Genomic DNA, 17,640 nt, shown 5'->3' with positions numbered 1-17,640 from the left:
ATGAATAGTTAACAGAATATAGTTTCTTAAAAAACGACCGTTTATAAGACTTAACATCTATTTTTATAAGCGCTCAAAGTAATATTTTTTCAATCCATTACATACAGTTTTTCATTTCACAGAATTAATTTGCCATGAAAGTGACACCATTTGAAGATTAGAAATTTAGTCAAACACATTTATAATTCTATTATTCACCCAAGTTAGATTAAATTATAAACAAATGTGTTTTTGCAACAGAGCTATTTTAACTAATTAAAATTTAAAGTCAAAGGCAGCTTCTTATCCTTTACCATAAATTAGTAAGGAAGAATAGGCATATATAAGCTAAGCTAGCGTGATGATTTATCAAAGGAAAGAATAATGACATTATTTTCTACACTTATTAAAGAATATGAGACAAATTATTTCAGGCATTTCCCTGAGCAGGCACTTTTAAACTATCGAGATGATGCGAAGCTGGATAGCTTTTGTGATTTTTCACTTACAGGCATTTTGCAATGGGAACAAGAAGAAGAGCGTGTTTTATTGGCCCTTAACCAAATAGATGTTAGCCAATTAAATGATGAAGAGCAGGTGAGCTACTCCCTATTAAAGGAACATTTAGAGGCAAAAAAAGACAGCCGTATTTGTAAGACATACCTTTGGGACGTAAATCCACTAGATGGTTGGCATGTCCTTATGACTGATGTTGCCGATCTTCAGCCAGTCGAAACGCAAGAGCAACAAACTAAAGCTTTAAAGCGTTGGTGTAATTTTTCCGAAGTTGTCAAGGCTCAAATTATTAACTTACAGAAAGGCGTTAGTCAAGGTTTTACTGCGCCTAAGCCAGCCGTTGAGAGAGTAATAAATCAAATTAACCTTATCATTACTGAAGAAATTGAAAAGTCTCCCTTTTATTCTATGGCTGAGCGCAGTAATAATGGGGCGTTTAAAGAAAAAATTAAAAGACTGATTTACTCAGTAATTAATCCCTCCTTACAACAATTTAATGATTTTCTACAAAATGAATATTTGCCTATGGCCAGAACTGCAATTGGTATTTCTGCTCTACCTCCAGGAGAAAGAGCTTACCAAGTCAAGGTCAAACAGGAAGCTACGTTAGATATTGGCTTTCAGCAAATACATGAGCTCGGCTTAAATTATATGGAGAAATTAAAAAAAGAAACAAAAGATATTGGTTCTAAAATTGGTAAATACGGTACTATGTTTGAAATTTTTCAATCAGTCATGAATGACTCTAAAAATACCTTTTCCACTGAGCAAGAGATATTAGACTATAACCTGTCAGCGCTTAATAGAGTCAAAGAGAAGGTATCTGCTTGGTTTGATATGATGCCTAAATCCGAAGGTGTCATTCGCCCATACCCACTTTATAAGGCACAAACCGGCGCCCCTGGCGAGTATAGGCCACCAAGTAAAGATGGTAAAGAGCCAGGTATTTTTTATATTAATACTTACGAGCCTAATAAAATAAACCGAATTGATCAAGAATCCACGCTGTTTCATGAGTTAATTCCAGGCCATCATTTTCAAATGGCCTTGCAAGTTGAAGATGAAAGAATGCCTGAATTAAATCAATATTTATGGAACAGCGGGTATGGTGAGGGCTGGGCACTTTATGTAGAGCGATTGGCAGATGAAATGGGTCTATTTATTGATGATATTTCTCGTTTAGGTTTGTTATCTAATGAAGCACTGCGTGCAGCACGTTTAGTAGTTGATACCGGGATTCATGTAATGAATTGGACTAGGGAAGAAGCTATCTCATACCTTAAAAAACATACCACGCTCTCTGATGTGCTTATTGGAGCAGAAGTAGATAGATATATTATGTTGCCTGGGCAGGCCACCTCCTATATGTTAGGTAAATTTGAAATTGAAAGGTTAAGAGATTTAGCCAAAGAGCATCTTAAAGAAGCTTTTAATATTCGAGAATTTCATAATCAGGTTTTAAAAAATGGTGTAGTGACACTTCCTATGCTAAAAAGTCAAATTGAATGCTGGATTATAGAAGAAAAAAAACACCTTACCCAGCAAGCTAAAGACTCGCCAACTAATGAGAATAAAACCGGCCATGCTAATAATCGGTACCTATTTTTAGGCAATCCAAATCCAATAATAAAAGAAAATTGTGAAGATAAACTCCATTCTACTTCGCCGATAATTAACTAACTTAAGTATTAATTAAGGATAAGTTCTTTTTAATAAGAAATAGTGAGATTATTACCATAAATTTAATTGTAGAGTCTCAAAAAATGACCCTTTTTGAGACTATTTCATCTATTTATAGAGAATACCAGCATCCATGCTCTTAGCTTGATGAAGAAACGACGCTTTTTACATCAAATACAACTTTTCTTTAGCTTAGAGCACAAAACAGTACTTATCGAGCACAAATATTTGACTAATTATTAATCAATATGTTAATATAAATATCAATTTATATTTTAAGTAATAATAATGCCGAAATCACATAAATTGAGAGATTTTAATTTTTGCGATATACATATAGCAATTAGAGAATCTGAGTATGCTGTTGATGTTAGTTGGAAGTTAAGCAATATAACACCCCAATTTTTAAGTGACTTTCTAAAATATGCAATTACTGATGGAGAAAATAAATATAAGGTAGACTATAGGACGCTAAAAAATATGCCACCAGCAGAATTAATTCAGATATGCGGAGAAGATGCCTATAATAAACCACTAAAACTACCTAAAAAAAACTATCCTCAACAATATTCATTTAAAGAAATTCACAAAGCTATTAAAGAAACTGACTGTGTGTCAGAAGCAGCAGTAAAATTAAATATTCGCCAAAACACTTTGTCAGAGTATTTAATAAAAATCGTTAAATTAAACCCTGATTTAAATTACGAAAATTTAAAAATACTTTCAGAACAACAATTAGAAGCCGCTTTAGGTCTGATATATAATCAATCTTGGATAATACTTGAAAACACTGTTATCTATCAAGATGCAGATTTACAAATGCCTCCTCAATTCCCATCAATCAAATATTATGACGACTCCTATGTGATTGACACCTTAGATAAACTAATGGACATTTATACTCCAACTTTGATAACAAATAAAAATACTAAGCATAAACATCCTCGCGAATACGCCTTTAATGATATTCATAAAGCGATTAAAAAAGCTCGTTCTTTAACACAGGTCGCTGCAGATTTAAATGTTTGCCACGCAACGTTAATAAATTATTTAAAGGAAATTGCTAGAATAAATCCTGACTTAAGTTATAAAAACTTAAAAAGATATAAAGAAGACGAGCTAGAAAATCATCTTGGTCCTCTATATAAGCATTGTTGGGTAGTGTATGAAAACACTATTATTTATGAAAATACTGCTCTAGATACATTGACCCAGCCATCTTCCACCCCAACCTATGAGACTAATGTTAGTAGTACTTTAGCCTTAGTAACTGATAATAGTAACAAGAAACCTAGAAAATATCCGCGCGAATGTCCCTTTAATGAAATTCATAAAGCAATCAAAGACACTGGTTCTATAATACAGGCCGCTATAGAGTTAAATGTTGCCAACAGTACCTTACAATACTATTTAAAAAAAATTGCCACAATAAATCCTAACTTAACTTATCAAAACTTAAAAAGATATGAAGAAGACGAGCTAGAAAATGCTCTTGGCCCTATATATAGAAAATATTGGATAATACGTAAGAACACTATTATTTATGAAAATTCAGCCCTATACCTAACCACTCAGCCATCAGCAGCTTTGGACAAGAATCATACGGATATGAACGATACGTTAGCCCAAAACCTAGATGACTATGCATTGCCATTTACAACAGGTGTTGATGAAAATTTTGACGATATTGTTGTACAAACAGATAGCCCTACAAACGTAGTAGAGAACTTATCCGAACTGATGAATATATACGAGTTATTACCACCTATCGTGGATGATAATGAAGAGTTCGATTCTTTACTAAAGGGGTTTCAAAATGTTGAAGAAGACGCTGGGTCATCTTTACCACAATCCGTAACAACTAACTACGCAAATAACCAAACAAACAAACGGGTAATACAGGCATGCATGCCTAATCATGTTAATTCTAACTTATTTCAAAAAAATTCAGCATGCCTACCTTCTTCTTTATTAGAACAACCCAGCTCTAATAGCGCTGACGAGCTGCCTGTAAAAAGATCTAGGCTCTCAGCATTAGCAACTCATAGTCTATTTACCAATTCTCAACTTCCATCAGATACGAACACGAGTTCTAATTGCAAACAGGTAGAAAAATCTTCTAGAAGTAATAAACCTTCATGAGGTCTTAAATTAATTAAGGTGATATTGCAAAATATAATGGTTATATTCTAAGTGTTAGCTAGTTCTTTCTATGATTTTAAAAACTCATTAGATTTCAAATGGCGTCATTTTCATGGCGAAGCGATTTTGCAATGTGTACGGTGATATCACTCTGGCGTTAAATTATGATAATTACTTTATGCATAAGTGAGCTCTTTCTTTGGCTGATTTTGCCTGCATTAACCTTTTAATTCCTTTTCAACCGCCTGTCGTCTTAATAACGCTAACTCTTTTAGTAAAAGTTTTCTGTTACTTATCTCTAGAGCTATACTTTTTTTTAAAATATTAGTTAATGTAATATAGCAACATTATAATAATTCAACGTCGGAGTAATACCACTGGGTTCAGTACTATGGGCCAGAACTTAATAGAGCAAATTGAAACTAGACTCTATTTTATCAAGCTAACTGGTAAATTGTGATATTGCTGAAGAAGTATAATGATGGGTAGCAGAGGGGTTTGTATCAAAAAGTATGGCACGGAAAAAATAGGATTTCTCAAAAGAGCATAAGGTAGCGAAAAACGATCGTTTTTTGATAGTTTGACTCTGTTTACAATTACAATAAAGCTCTTTAATTAACTGCAACAGAGTCTTTTTTATTAAGATTAATAAATTTTTAATCATCCACCGCTTATTTTGGCAATAGACTTATGCTCTTCCTGTGCTGGTTTTTCTATTGGTTTCTTATTTTCAACGAAAAAAGTAGGGCTTGTAGAGAAACAATTAGTGTTAATAGCCTGAGGCTGTTTATCTACACATTTTTTTGTTAATTCAAAATGTTCTTTAATTAGCTTACTAATTTTCTCATCACCTATTATCTTGGCAAGATCATATGGTAGTAACTTGACGCGTTCTGATTTATTTGCTTGCAAAAAATAGTTCATTCGCTGAATAATGTGTGAATTTTCTTTAATATTTGCTAGTCCCATCGCAAGTTTTATCAATTCTTGTGCCGTCGATTCAAATGGAATTTCAAAATTACAATTATTCTTTAATAACGTTTCAACCACTTCAGGATTGCCATCGGCAACAGCAGTAAAGGCTGCAGTTACATTATATTTTGTCATTTTATCTAAATTTGCACCTCCCTTAGCCAAAGCTTTAATAACCGCAGTACAACCACATTTGGTAGCAATAAATATTGGGGGCATACCATCTGCTCGAGCCAAATCTAAATTCGCCCCTGCTTGCGCTAAAGCTGTAATTACATCGGACTTACCATTTTGAGCAGCAACGAAAACGGGTGTTTCACCATTTTCTTTAGCTAGGTTTAAATTTACGCCTGCCTCGGCTAAAGTTGTAATAACAGTAGAATGACCAAATTGAGCAGCAATTAAAGCTAACGTTACATTATCTTTTGACTGACGTAGAGACTGCTCCTTAATAATATCCTTGCTTTGTCTTAATTGGGTTAGTTTTTCTAATTTAGCTTTATCCTTATTATCCCCTGTAAGAAAAATACTGGTATTGAAAGCCACATAGGGTGATGAGTGAGTATCAAGAAAACCTCGTTTAATTTTCTCAGCTATTTGGTCTAAAGTGGTTGCTTCCAGCGGCTGGTTAACGTCTCGAAATAACCAGCCTTTGCGAATGCTATAGCTTAAAGCCATAGCATGATAATGACTCCCTAATAAAAGGCCTACAGGCGTATTAACATCATTTAATGTTTCATCCAGTACTTTACTTAAGTTAAGAAGGTAATTATGAATTTCTTCCTTAGTTAAAATATTAGACTCTGAATAAATCTCCTTTAGTCCTCCCTTCATTTCAATCATTGATGAAGACGCTATTGTTGAAATGAGTTCAATTTCCTGTTGACTTACAAAAGAAGGCTGAGTAAAAAAATTCTTATGTTCCGTTGGAGATTGAAATAAGTCTAAACTATTGAAAAAAGCGAGTATATCCAACATTTTTTCATCTTCATCAGTAAGCTCCTTACCTTTTTTTGCTTGTGCCTGCTTAAGCTTATCAAGTAATTGAGCTCGAGGAGTGTCTTCAATGAATGTAAGGCGTTTTTCAAATCTCTGTCGTTCTTCCTCCCCTAGAAAATTAGCCTCTAACCAGCGTAAGGCAAAACCTTGGCATAAACCTAAAGGAGTATTTGAAATATCTTTATAAATTAATGCCTTATATAAATCCAATAATAGAAGATGCAGCATAATAAGCGTTTATTTTGATAAATTTGCATGATTATAATTCGAAAAGATTAAGTAAATATTAACGGTGCATATTTTTAGTACAGCTTTATTTTAAAATAATATTGGAACTACTTTATTTCGTGTTGCGTATTTTTAGTATATTTATGAGCAAAATAGTTAGGATTGACTTTGAACTTCTTCATGACGTATTTACTATAAAAAGACTAGAACTCTCAGCACTAGCAGCTCATAGCTTATTTATTAACTCTCAATTACAATCAGCTGGTCAAAATTGCTTCAATAATAAACAGGTAAAAGGAACAAACTTTCAGAAACAATCAGGTATCGTAAAATCATTGACTTATTATTTTATAATTAGGAAAGTCTCGCAAAACGACCTTTTTTGAGACTTTCAACTTGTTAAATACACAGCTGAGATCTATCTAAAATTTAACTTTTATTATCTGTAATAGTATTTGCAACGTGGCCGGTGTTAGCCATAACTATAAAAAAATAGTCTGCACTAATTAAAAATTAACCCTAATTTACTCTAAAATTTAGCCTGACCTAAGCTGCTTAATATCCGACTCAGTCTGTTTTCTTTTTTTAGAAAATTCATTAGGATGAGCGTTGTTAGGCTGAAAGAAGAGACCCAGGCTAGGTGGCTGCGCCGTATTTAGTCTTAGTTGGTGAATTCTCCTTACAATTTCACTTGCAACATCAGTATGACCCATAATAGTTGCTATCTCATAAGGTGTTACGGCTACGGTATTAGCCGTAGATGACTTTCTGAGCAGGAATGCTATTCTTGTTTGAATGTATTGAGGTTTAGTCTCTGCTAATTTGGCTAATGTATCAACACTTATTGCACAGGACTTATGACTATCAGCACCTGCATCTAGCAATACCTTAACTACATCTATATGCCCTCTCTCTGCCGCTACATAAAGTGAGGTCGCGCCATTATTGCTTGCTAAATTTAGATTGGCCCCTGCTTTAATTAAGTGCTTAACAATCACTAAATAGTTTTTTAATGCGGCTATAAGCAGCGGGGTAGCACCATTGCAATCTTGTACATTTACGTCTGCTCCTAATTCAATCAGACCTTGGGCAACCTTCGAATGCCCCTTTGCTGCTGATAAATGAAGTAATGTAATTTTATATTCATTAGCCGTTAAATTTAAAGCAGCTACATTCTTGGTTTTAATGAAGTACTTGATAAGACGTTTAACTATTGCTAAATCATTGTTTGCAGCTGCTATGCTAAGTGGTGTATTACCTAGTTTAGTTGTTAAAAATAAGTCTGCGCCTGCTTGAATTAAGTATTTACTAATTTCTACCTGTCCTTCTCTCGCAGCCGTGTGAAGTGGAGTTAGGCCATCATTATCAACTACATTGACTTTAGCGCCTTCGTCGGTTAACTGTTTAATAAGGGGTAAGTGGCCAAAATTCGCAGCCATGTGAAGCGGGGTGATACCATCATTATTTGCTAAATTTACATTTGCCTTACTAGCTATTAAATAGCTAGCAACTTGTAAATAATGATTTTTTAAAGCCATAAGAAGGGGAGTATCACCATCACTATCAGCTATATTGACTTCAGTGCCTTGGTCGATTAACTCTTCAACAAGGGATACATGACCAAAACTCGCAGCAAGCCATAATAAATTAATTGAGTTAGCACGGCGAGAAGCAAGTTGTTTTGTTACGACATGCGTATGTTTGAATGCTGTAAGGGTTTCTTTTAATAAATTACAACGCGAGTCCTTTTTTGTTAAAACAAGCTTGATATTAAAAGCGGCATAAGTATTAGTCTCTGCATTAGCAGAAAGAACAAATCCCATGCTTATAGCTTCGACAACTTCTAATAGATGATTAGCATGATCAAGTGGATCATCATTAGCCACAACAACATCGAGCGGGTCTTGACTAACATCGCGATAGGACCAGCCAATATTTGGCGTATAAATTAAGGCAACAGCGTGATCTTCATTTTCGAGAAGAAAACCGAGAGGCGCTTTATTGTCTATACAAGCCCTTTTAAGCTCATGTTCTAACTCAATTAAATAAGTAATTATTTCTACTTTATCTTTTATTAATGCTTCAGAATAAAGGGTAACTAGGCCACCGCGGGCTAAAATAGCGTCTGACGAGGCAATGACAGACATTGCTTCAAAGTAATTTTGATTTAGATTCGTTTGCCCAACTAAAAAGCACCAAGTTTTTACATTTTGATAGATATTTAAACTGTCATAAAAACCTAAAATGTCAAGACGCATGCGTTCTTGCTCATTCAACATGAAGAGCGCCTCAGTACCAGCTCTAGCTAGCGCGCTAACTTTGTTTCTAACTAAGTCGATTTCATCAACCAAAGTTTCAGCTAGTTTATTATCAATATAATCATTCCTTTCATCAAATTGAGAAAGCTCCCCAATTAAACCTGCTTCTATAGCTCGTAGCGCAAAACCTACGCATACGCCATCAGTATCAGGACTATGGTTTAATGCTTGATATAATTTTAAGGGAGTTGTCATAGTAAATTGATTATAAATATTACTTTTAGTAATAATTTTATACTGAAAAAGGCTAGTTTAGAAGCTAGTAATTTGGAAAGTGATACTTTCCATAATGGCAAGAGAGGTAGAGGTGTTGCAAATACCATTACAGATAATAAAAGTTAAATTGTAGATAGAGCTCAACTGTAAATATTAAACTGTTCATTGATGAAGTATACTTCATTTCGATTACCGTATACCCACCTATTGAATTGTCCTTTTTTAAACATGGTAATCTTTAAAATCAATAGGCATACTGAAGCTTAGGAGAATAAATAAATTATCAACCACTTATCGTTTTATTGTTTTTCAACAGCGCCCTTTGTTTTAAGAGCTTTCACTAATTCACTATCGAAAGAACCTTAATAATTCACTTCAACTAAAAAATTCAATCTATTCAAAAATCGATGTCATTGAGCATTTCTTAAAAGAGGGAAGCCAGTCTTTTCTCAGGTAGCATGTCTTCGACTGGAAGATAGTTAAAATTTATTAAAAAAGGTATGAATAATGGTTCGCTAGGTTTAATCAGTTGGAGTATTTCGCGTATTTCATTATTTTTTGTATCTTTTTGGCTGAAGTATGCAAACCAACCAGACTAATTTTTGTGCTGCATTTTAGCGAACTTCTTTATCCGAATTCTTAAATTGGGCTCCCACAAGATTAATAAATCATAAAATGTACAAAATTTATACTATACTGAGTAGTAAATTTAATCAAAAGGAGACAAAAACGCATGTTTATTGTTATTACTACAGCAGTTGGCACAGGCCCAACTGAAATTGCAGCTTTCGATCACGCTTTATCAATCGCCGGAGTTAACAATTACAATCTACTTTGTCTTAGTTCTGTAATCCCCAGTAAATCAAAAATTATTAAACAGGAAGGTATTATAACGGAAAGATTAGGTAGTTGGGGTGATAGATTATACGTTGTGATGGCCAGAGAAATAACTAATTCAGTTAATGAGGAAGTTTACGCTGGAATTGGTTGGATTCAAGCTGAAGATGGTAGAGGGTTATTTGTAGAACACCATGGTAAAAGCGAGGCTTCAGTTAAGCTTGATATAAAGGACTCTTTGACAGCTTTAAGGAAGCATCGTAGTCATATTGTTTTCAATGAAGATCAATTTGTCCTGCAAGGTGCTAGATGTGATGGCTCTTACACTTGTGCTTTAGCAATTGCAATTTACCAAGTCTCTGATTGGGATAACAATCCATTTTATTACAAGTAATTTGCTAAAGAACACTTTGTTCATCTGTAAGTTCAATTTAACTGGGAACTTAGTTAGGAGGTATCATGGCTAAGCAACTCGAAAAAAGTTTACTGAGTCAACAACAAATTAAATTTCTACGTCATTTATTCTTTTATGATCAAAAATTTTCCATGCAATATTTCCTTGTTAACAATTACCAATATTTTTTTAAAAAAGCTTTACAATTTGAACAAAAAATATGGAATCAATGTCAGTATGGCGATTTAGAGGCTGAAGGTTATCGCGATTTAATCGATCAAACAAAATTTATAGGCGGATTTGATGAGCATGGCGATTGCCATGCTGTTACATGTTCTTTTATTAAAGGAAAAAGCTTGCCGCCATTTTTAGCACGATTCGAATTTTTTTCCCAAGAATTAAAAAATAAAATAATACAGCAATTTAATTCTGGTTTTATTGACGAAGTTGGTACTGCTGCGGTGGACTACCGAGGAATTAAATCCGGATCTGCGCTTAGAATGTGGGCATTAACCTTTCTTGATGGTTGTTTACGTGGCGTACAAGCTTGGGGAATTGTAATGGAGCCTGAGCGGGTTGAAAAAATGATAAATAAATATAATTTACCTTTTAAACAAATAGGCCCTACTATAGATTATCAAGGGGGGCATTGTGCACCTCATCTTATTACATTAAAGGGAGTAAAACAGAGTAATATTGCTAGGTTTGTACAAAATATTTGATGTTAATTAGATAGCAAGGGAATCCACTTATCACACTAGCTATTTTTTTATAGCACTATTATAAATAAAACTGGTGCTTACGGTTAAGGCAGATATTATGGAATGGTTTTATTTGGTATTGGCGGGTGCTTTCGAAGTTGTATGGGCAGTAGGCTTAAAATATACAGAAGGTTTTACTAGGCTTTACCCATCTTTAGTGACAGTTGGTGCAATGACTTTAAGTTTTTTACTACTTTCGCAATCATTAAAAGTGATACCCCTTGGTACAGCTTATGCAATATGGACAGGAATTGGCGCTTTGGGAACAGTAATTTATGGGTTATTCTTTCTTGGCGAGCCTGCTACCTTTCTCCGCCTTACTTGCATTTTGCTCATTATTATTGCAATTATCGGTTTGAAATTAACTCACCATACTTAATTTGGCCGTTAGCTGCATAGCAAAGTTATTCTGCCTAAATTCGCTTAGTATAGAGCCATCTTTTTTTGGCAAAGCGTCTATAATTATTGACCGCCATTTCGATTATCTAAAACTAAAATTATAAAGGCTCCTGATACTTGTAAGTGTCCCATTTTTATTATCATACTTAAAACATTCCATTTCGCCTTTGCTGTTCTGTTGGTACTTCCTTTCCTTTAATCTCAAGCGTTTTCCTTTTACCTGATATTGGTGATGGGGATAAAAAAGAATATGTTGCTATTGATAATGGTGCTAATTCAGGCAATTGATTTGGTAATGATGGTAGTAATTTAAACAATTGATCTCGTGGAGTTGAATTTAACGATATAACTGTCATAATAATTTTGCTATGTGCCAAAATAATTGCCAACTCGCATGATGATATTGAGATAGGTGCTGCCCCGACTAAAGACGATTTTCGCTTAATAAAGTTACCCATACGCTCTTTAACTTGACTTGATTCATTTGCTACTAAACGCTGTAATTCATTAATAGACATTGGAACTGAGCAATTACAATCAGCGCCAGCGTTCATTAAAGCTTCAACTACACTTAACTCTTTATTTCGCACTGCCCAAAAAAGTGGAGTAAACCCCTTTTCGTCTCTTAAGTCTACTGTTGCCCTGCCCCTAATTAAATGATTAACAATCCCTAAAGAACCATTTTTTGCTGCGATATGAAGTAGGGCAAGTCCTTCTTCATTTAGAAAGTCTAAGTTAGCCCCGACATCGATAAGATAGGCTATAAGTGACTCAGTTGCAGATATAGAATCAGCCTCTAATACTACGTTTCTAAGTGCTTCTAACTTGGGACCACGCGGATCATCTTTAAATAGGCGAAGTTGAATAGTAAAGGCCAAATCAGACCAATCATTTTCATTACAAAAATTTTGTCCTATAGCCTTTGCAATTGATCCTTTCTCAGCAGGATTTAATATATTACCTAAAGTATTTTCTTGGTCCGTAGTATTATGATATATCCAGCCAAATCTTGATCTATAAAATAAAATATCCACTTTATTTCTATTTTCTAACAAAAAACCTATAAATACTCTATCGTTTGCCGAAGTACTTTGAGGTTGTGCTGTTAAAATAGTATCAATTCTAGTTTCTAACCTCGCTAGGTAACTTATAGTTTCTTCTTCATTTCTAACTATTAATGATTCTGAATAAAACGTAGTTAGGACTGAAGAAATAGTAGATTCAGAAGGTACTTTAGAGCCCTTACTTTTAATATATCTTACGTCCTTATATAATTCCCAAGATAATGAGTTAAATTCAAATTGTAATTCAGATAAATTTTTCATACTATCAGATAGAAAATTAAATAGTTAGTTTGTATTTTAAACAAAATATAACTATTAGAGAAGATAGCAATTCAGAAACTAAAAATGTCCATTTTGGAAAAAAATACATTAAAATCGTTAATTTTCTTTCTATTTTAACTGTCTAACATAGTAGCTGCTAATTTAATTAGCTAAAAGCTATGCCATCTTTTAATGCTTGCTCATAGTAATAAGTTAAAAGTAAATTAATATTCTTATTATTTAACATGGCAGAGGGATAAATTGCGTAGATCATAATAGGAGGTGAAATACTTTCTGGTAAAATGGGAACTAGTTTGCCTTGTGATACTTCTTGCTGCACTGAAAATAAGGGCGCCCAGATAATACCTAGAGAATCAATAGCCGCTTGTTTTAATACAGTTGCATTATTACTTAAAAAATTGCCCTCAACTTTAACTACAGTTTTATTAAACAACCAATTATTATTTAAGCCATACAAGGTGTTGATTAAACAATTATGTTTCGATAAATCATTTGTATTTTGTGGATGCCCATGTTGTTTGAGATAGGCAGGGGATGCAAAAAGCTGACGCTGAATAGAAAAAAAACCCTTATTGGTTAGCTTTGGGTGTTTTACATTTTCAAATGAAAAAGCAATATCAAATTGATAATTATATATTTCTATTGATTCTGAACCAACTACAATATTGATATTGATTTGCGGATATTTTTTCATGAATTGAATACTTAAATGAGTTAGATAGGGAATAAGGGGTGTTACAGTAAAATAAACTTGGATAGTTCCTTTAGGCTCAATATTATGTTGGCTGATAGACTTGATTTCTTGTAATTTATCAAAAAGCCTTATTGTTTTTTGGTATAACAGCTGTCCTTGTTCAGTTAAAGTTAGTCGAGTCGTTGAGCGGATAAATAGTTTTACTTTTAAATCCTCTTCAAGCCAGGTAATTTGCTTGCTGATTTTCGAGGGAGAGATATAAAGCTTGCGCGCACCTGCAGCGAAGCTGCCACAGTCTACTGTAGTGATAAAACTTTTTAAGCAAGATAATAGATTCATACCCTTTATTCAAAGATAATTACTTAAATAATTATAGCAATTATCTTGCTTCTAGCTTATTGAATAATTTACAAGTATTATAACTTAATTTTTATGGTCTCTTCTGGTTGTGTTTCTACTTCATTATCTTTTATGGGGAAAATAAGGGATGGCGCAGGACTTTCTAACGCTTCAGCAAGGCTTATAAATTTATAGCCATTTTTTTGATACATCTCTAAGATATCACCTAGTAAATAGCTATTGAGTAAATTAGCATGAATTAAGAGAATTTGTTTGTTCCCAGTTTTATTGGACCTTTTTTCAGCGTTTAACGTTTGTTGCCAAATATAAGCCAAGTACTTTGACTTAATTTTTTGAATAAATTTTTCTCGAGAGCGAAATGGAACTTTATATACTTTCTCATTAAATTCAAAGTCTTTACTATCAATAGTTACAGGTGCCACAATATAATTATGTTCCTTAAGGTAAGTAAGGATTTTTTGTTTCGTTTGTTTACTACCTTCAGCTAAATAAGGATAGCGAAAATATTTAGGCGTAGAGAAAAGAGGGCTTAAAATTTTATCAGCACGGTCCATGTCTTTAATATATTTTTCGGCACCTATCTTATTTAAGTTAGGGTGCGAATAAGTATGGTTACCAATTATAAAACCTGCGTTAATAAATTGCTGAAGAAAATCCCATTGCCCTTTTTCTATGGAGCCTGCGATAACAAAGCCTGTAACAGGAACATGATATTTGGTAAAAGTATTTATTATATTAGTAAATCTTTCTCTAGAGCGCTGTTGGTTAGCTTCCGTATTCATTTGGGAAGCAACCAAAGGCAAATCATCCATGGTAATGGCAATTTCACGCTCTTGCGCATAGCAAATTGATGAAAATAAAGCTAAAGGGAGCCAGAAAAATTTAAACATTGATAATCCTTTATCAATACAAAATTTAATTTTATTTACTAGAAATTTTAATAACTATTTTATCTTAAGCGAATTATTCATTAATATATAATTTTTTATCTACTTATGGGCCAATATTTTTAATAAGTATAGATTAAAAGGCCTAAAAAGATATTTTCACAATAATTGATTAACCTAAATCCTATTGCTCAAGTAAAAGCTATTCGACATCCTCTTTGGCAACAGAGCCGCTACATCTATTATATAATATGTTTTGGCAGCAAAAGCCAGTAATGTCCCTTACTTTTCATATGCTCACCTAAAAATGTTGCAAATTTTCCAGATCCCCAAAAAATATCCCCACGCATGAACCCACGAATGGCGCCACCAATATCTTGCGCAATCATCAAGCGTTGTAGTTTTTTTTCCTTAGGTTGTTTTATAGTAGGTCGTGTTGTATCTAACCATAGAGGGGCACCAACTGGAATCCATTTTTTATCTACAGCTAAAGAATAACCTGGTGTAAGAGTCATATTTTGTACGCCAAGCGCAGCAGGCCTGTTGACATTTTCGAAAAAAACAAAAGATTTATTGGCATGAATAATTTTTTTCGCCTTTTCAGGGTGATTTTCTAAATAATGTAAGATAGCATTTTTAGAAGCTTTATGTCGTGTCAGGATTCCTTTATTAATTAGCACTTGGGCAATGGAAGTATAAGGAGCACCATTCTCACCAGCATAATTTAGATAAAGGTCTTTACCGTCCGGTAATTCAATTACACCAGAACCTTCTATTTCTAGAAAAAGCCGTTCTGCCGGGCTTTGGATCCAGGCAACCACAGGTGCTTTTGTCCTAAGTGCTCCTTTATCAATTTGCTCGCGAGTATATAAGGTTAAATACTTCCGATTTGGTAAACCATAAATTGGGGTATTGTATTTACCTTCCTTCTTTAAGCTACCCTTTATTTTGGGCATGTAATAACCTGTAAATACGCTAGAAACAGGACCATTTTTCTGCTCAAATTCAACAGGATGAAACCATACTTCAAAAAATTTTTTTGCAGAATTTTCTGAAACAGAGTCAAGTTCCAAGGCAGCTTTACAGGCTGGATACCAGTCACGAGCTTTTAATTTAATGTCTTGAGTTCCAATTGAATCTACTGGCGATTTTTTTAGGAACATCTCGCATGATGTTTGGAATGCTAATAAGGATTTTTGAACATTAGCCTTATCCCAGCCTGGCAAGTCTTTAAAAGACACATAAGTTAAAACAAGATTTTTATTATTTACACTAATCTTTTTAGGAGATGGCTTATGTGAGACGCTTTTTTTTACAACGACTGTTTCTGGGGTTCTCTTGGTATCTGTATCAATTTTTGCCAAAATTTTGCTGGCAATCATCTTTGCAGTATTCTCTATCACTTGGGATTCAAACACTATATTTTTATCATTTAGCAGTTTGGTTTGCGCTTTTGCCTTACCGTAAAGCCCAGCAAAAAGAAAGATAATGCAAGTAATGCCGCTTATTATGTAAATCAATTTCTTACTCATAGCGGTGCAATACTTACATAAAATGAAATTCAGGGCAACACTTTTTGTATTGATTGCTCTAGTTGTTTAAAAAAATTGATGTATTATCTCCAATATATTTTAATGCGGTCTAGGAAAAGAAAGGCATCTTTTTTAATAAAACCCCAAAAAAATGAATGAGATTATTGATGATGAACTTTTATTTAGGGATGTTTGATCAAGAAACTAAATATTCATATAATGCGCCCCATTAATTTTCTTCTCAAAAAAATGCCTTTAAAAGCTAATTAAAAATTTTAATCATAGAGATATAATGACAAAAAAGCATACAGGCGATTTACATAATCATCTTAACGGCAGTTTTAGTTTAGATTTTTTAAAAAAATTAGCTGAGAAAAACGGCTGTTTTGATGTTTATGAAGAGCTGGTACGTATCAAAGCGGAGTATCTCGAGCGTACTCAGCTGCAACCAGAAAATGGTTACTCTGATGATCTAATAGGCCTTATTTGGAAACAATTTGGGCTAATTCATAAAATTATTAAAAATTTAGATGACATCTCCAATGGCGTGCTGGATGTTGTTCAAAGTTCAACAGCAACATATCTTGAAATTAGAACTACACCAAAGTCAATGGAAAATAAAACCGAAGACGATTATATAGATGCTTTTGAATCTGGCTTATTGTTAGCTCGGCAAAGAATTGGCAATAAAAAAGCTGTTGGATTATTAAGTTTGGATAGAACAGTACACACCTTAAAAGACGCTAAGCATTTTATTAAGAGAATACTGACAAGTCCGCATAATCTCTTAATTGGCTTAGACATTTCAGGAAATCCTCTGGTAAAACGAACTTTAACAGGGAGGGAGCTGGCTGAGGTTATTACCTTAGCCTTAAACAGTGAAATTCCTATTGCTATTCATATGGGAGAATCAGAAAGCCATATAGAGAAGCAAGATACTGATATTATTTTATCTGCCCTTGAGCAGTGGAAATCTTCGCAGTTACTGCAAAGTCCAAATCCTTTACATGGAAAAGTGCGCTTAGGTCATTGTATTTTTTTGACTAAAGAACAAAAGGAAAAGATTGCTAATCTTGAACTTCCTATTGAAGTATGTCCCTCTTGTCATAAAAAATTGAACTGGCATCTTGAAGCACAGCCCCATCCTGTGACAACAATTTATAATGATTTAAGTGATCCTATAGTTATAGGAACTGATGATGAAATAATCTTTGGGTCCTCTGCAAAAATTGAATTTAATAGATTAATAGGTTTTTTTTCAAATAATAAAGAATTAGATAGAAAAAAATTAAAAGAGCATCAAGCTCAGTTTCGATTTTCTAACTAATCCTTAACGTATAATCTGGCGTAACAATTAAAGATTACATCAAAAGTAATTAA

General features: G+C 33.7%; 12 protein-coding genes. 6 read left to right on the top strand and 6 right to left on the bottom strand.

Going from position 1 to position 17,640, the window contains the following annotated elements:
* The first annotated feature begins 363 nt into the window (after positions 1-363).
* Both DYH30_RS10875 and DYH30_RS10870 read left to right on the top strand, forming a co-directional pair.
* On the top strand, positions 364-2,175 hold the full coding sequence (locus DYH30_RS10875) for a DUF885 domain-containing protein (protein WP_242604660.1): 1,812 nt from the start codon (positions 364-366) through the stop codon (positions 2,173-2,175).
* A 288-nt stretch (positions 2,176-2,463) separates the two neighbouring features.
* Entirely contained in the window at positions 2,464-4,317 is a 1,854-nt protein-coding gene (locus DYH30_RS10870; RefSeq protein ID WP_115331683.1) for a hypothetical protein, read from the top strand.
* A gap of 660 nt (positions 4,318-4,977) precedes the next feature.
* Here the strand turns inward: DYH30_RS10870 and DYH30_RS10860 are convergent.
* Together DYH30_RS10860 and DYH30_RS10850 are read right to left on the bottom strand one after the other, a co-directional pair.
* The gene (locus DYH30_RS10860; RefSeq protein WP_115331681.1) at positions 4,978-6,516 is read right to left on the bottom strand and encodes an ankyrin repeat domain-containing protein; all 1,539 of its coding nucleotides are present in this window, start codon (positions 6,514-6,516) and stop codon (positions 4,978-4,980) included.
* A 536-nt stretch (positions 6,517-7,052) separates the two neighbouring features.
* A complete protein-coding gene (locus tag DYH30_RS10850; RefSeq protein ID WP_115331679.1) occupies positions 7,053-9,029 on the bottom strand; it encodes an ankyrin repeat domain-containing protein in 1,977 nt (658 codons plus the stop codon).
* 754 nt (positions 9,030-9,783) lie between these two features.
* Between DYH30_RS10850 and DYH30_RS10840 the strand changes: the two genes are divergently transcribed.
* From DYH30_RS10840 to sugE, 3 genes are all read left to right on the top strand, one after another.
* Positions 9,784-10,281, top strand: coding sequence for a pyruvoyl-dependent arginine decarboxylase (locus tag DYH30_RS10840; RefSeq protein ID WP_115331678.1), 498 nt, complete (start codon positions 9,784-9,786; stop codon positions 10,279-10,281).
* 65 nt (positions 10,282-10,346) lie between these two features.
* Complete coding sequence (locus DYH30_RS10835) at positions 10,347-11,003, top strand: lysophospholipid acyltransferase family protein (protein WP_115331677.1); 657 nt, start codon at positions 10,347-10,349, stop codon at positions 11,001-11,003.
* A gap of 97 nt (positions 11,004-11,100) precedes the next feature.
* Positions 11,101-11,421, top strand: coding sequence for a quaternary ammonium compound efflux SMR transporter SugE (gene sugE, locus DYH30_RS10830; protein WP_115331676.1), 321 nt, complete (start codon positions 11,101-11,103; stop codon positions 11,419-11,421).
* Between the two features lie 166 nt (positions 11,422-11,587).
* On the opposite strand, the gene DYH30_RS10825 is transcribed toward sugE, so the two are convergent.
* From DYH30_RS10825 to mltA, 4 genes are all read right to left on the bottom strand, one after another.
* Entirely contained in the window at positions 11,588-12,766 is a 1,179-nt protein-coding gene (locus tag DYH30_RS10825) for an ankyrin repeat domain-containing protein (RefSeq protein ID WP_115331675.1), read from the bottom strand.
* A 166-nt stretch (positions 12,767-12,932) separates the two neighbouring features.
* A complete protein-coding gene (locus DYH30_RS10820) occupies positions 12,933-13,820 on the bottom strand; it encodes a LysR family transcriptional regulator (RefSeq protein ID WP_115331674.1) in 888 nt (295 codons plus the stop codon).
* Positions 13,821-13,897: 77 nt separating this feature from the next.
* Complete coding sequence (locus tag DYH30_RS10815; RefSeq protein WP_115331673.1) at positions 13,898-14,731, bottom strand: polysaccharide deacetylase family protein; 834 nt, start codon at positions 14,729-14,731, stop codon at positions 13,898-13,900.
* Between the two features lie 239 nt (positions 14,732-14,970).
* Complete coding sequence (gene mltA, locus DYH30_RS10810; protein WP_115331672.1) at positions 14,971-16,260, bottom strand: murein transglycosylase A; 1,290 nt, start codon at positions 16,258-16,260, stop codon at positions 14,971-14,973.
* A gap of 292 nt (positions 16,261-16,552) precedes the next feature.
* Between mltA and DYH30_RS10805 the strand changes: the two genes are divergently transcribed.
* Positions 16,553-17,587 (top strand): amidohydrolase family protein, encoded by a 1,035-nt coding sequence (locus DYH30_RS10805; RefSeq protein WP_115331671.1) that lies wholly within the window; start codon positions 16,553-16,555, stop codon positions 17,585-17,587.
* The last annotated feature ends 53 nt before the right edge of the window (positions 17,588-17,640 follow it).

It is taken from the genome of Legionella busanensis (assembly GCF_900461525.1).
GTDB classification, from domain to species: Bacteria; Pseudomonadota; Gammaproteobacteria; order Legionellales; family Legionellaceae; genus Legionella_C; species Legionella_C busanensis.
The sequence above is the reverse complement of the archived record's forward strand: the minus strand, read 5'-3'. Positions and strand labels throughout refer to the sequence as shown.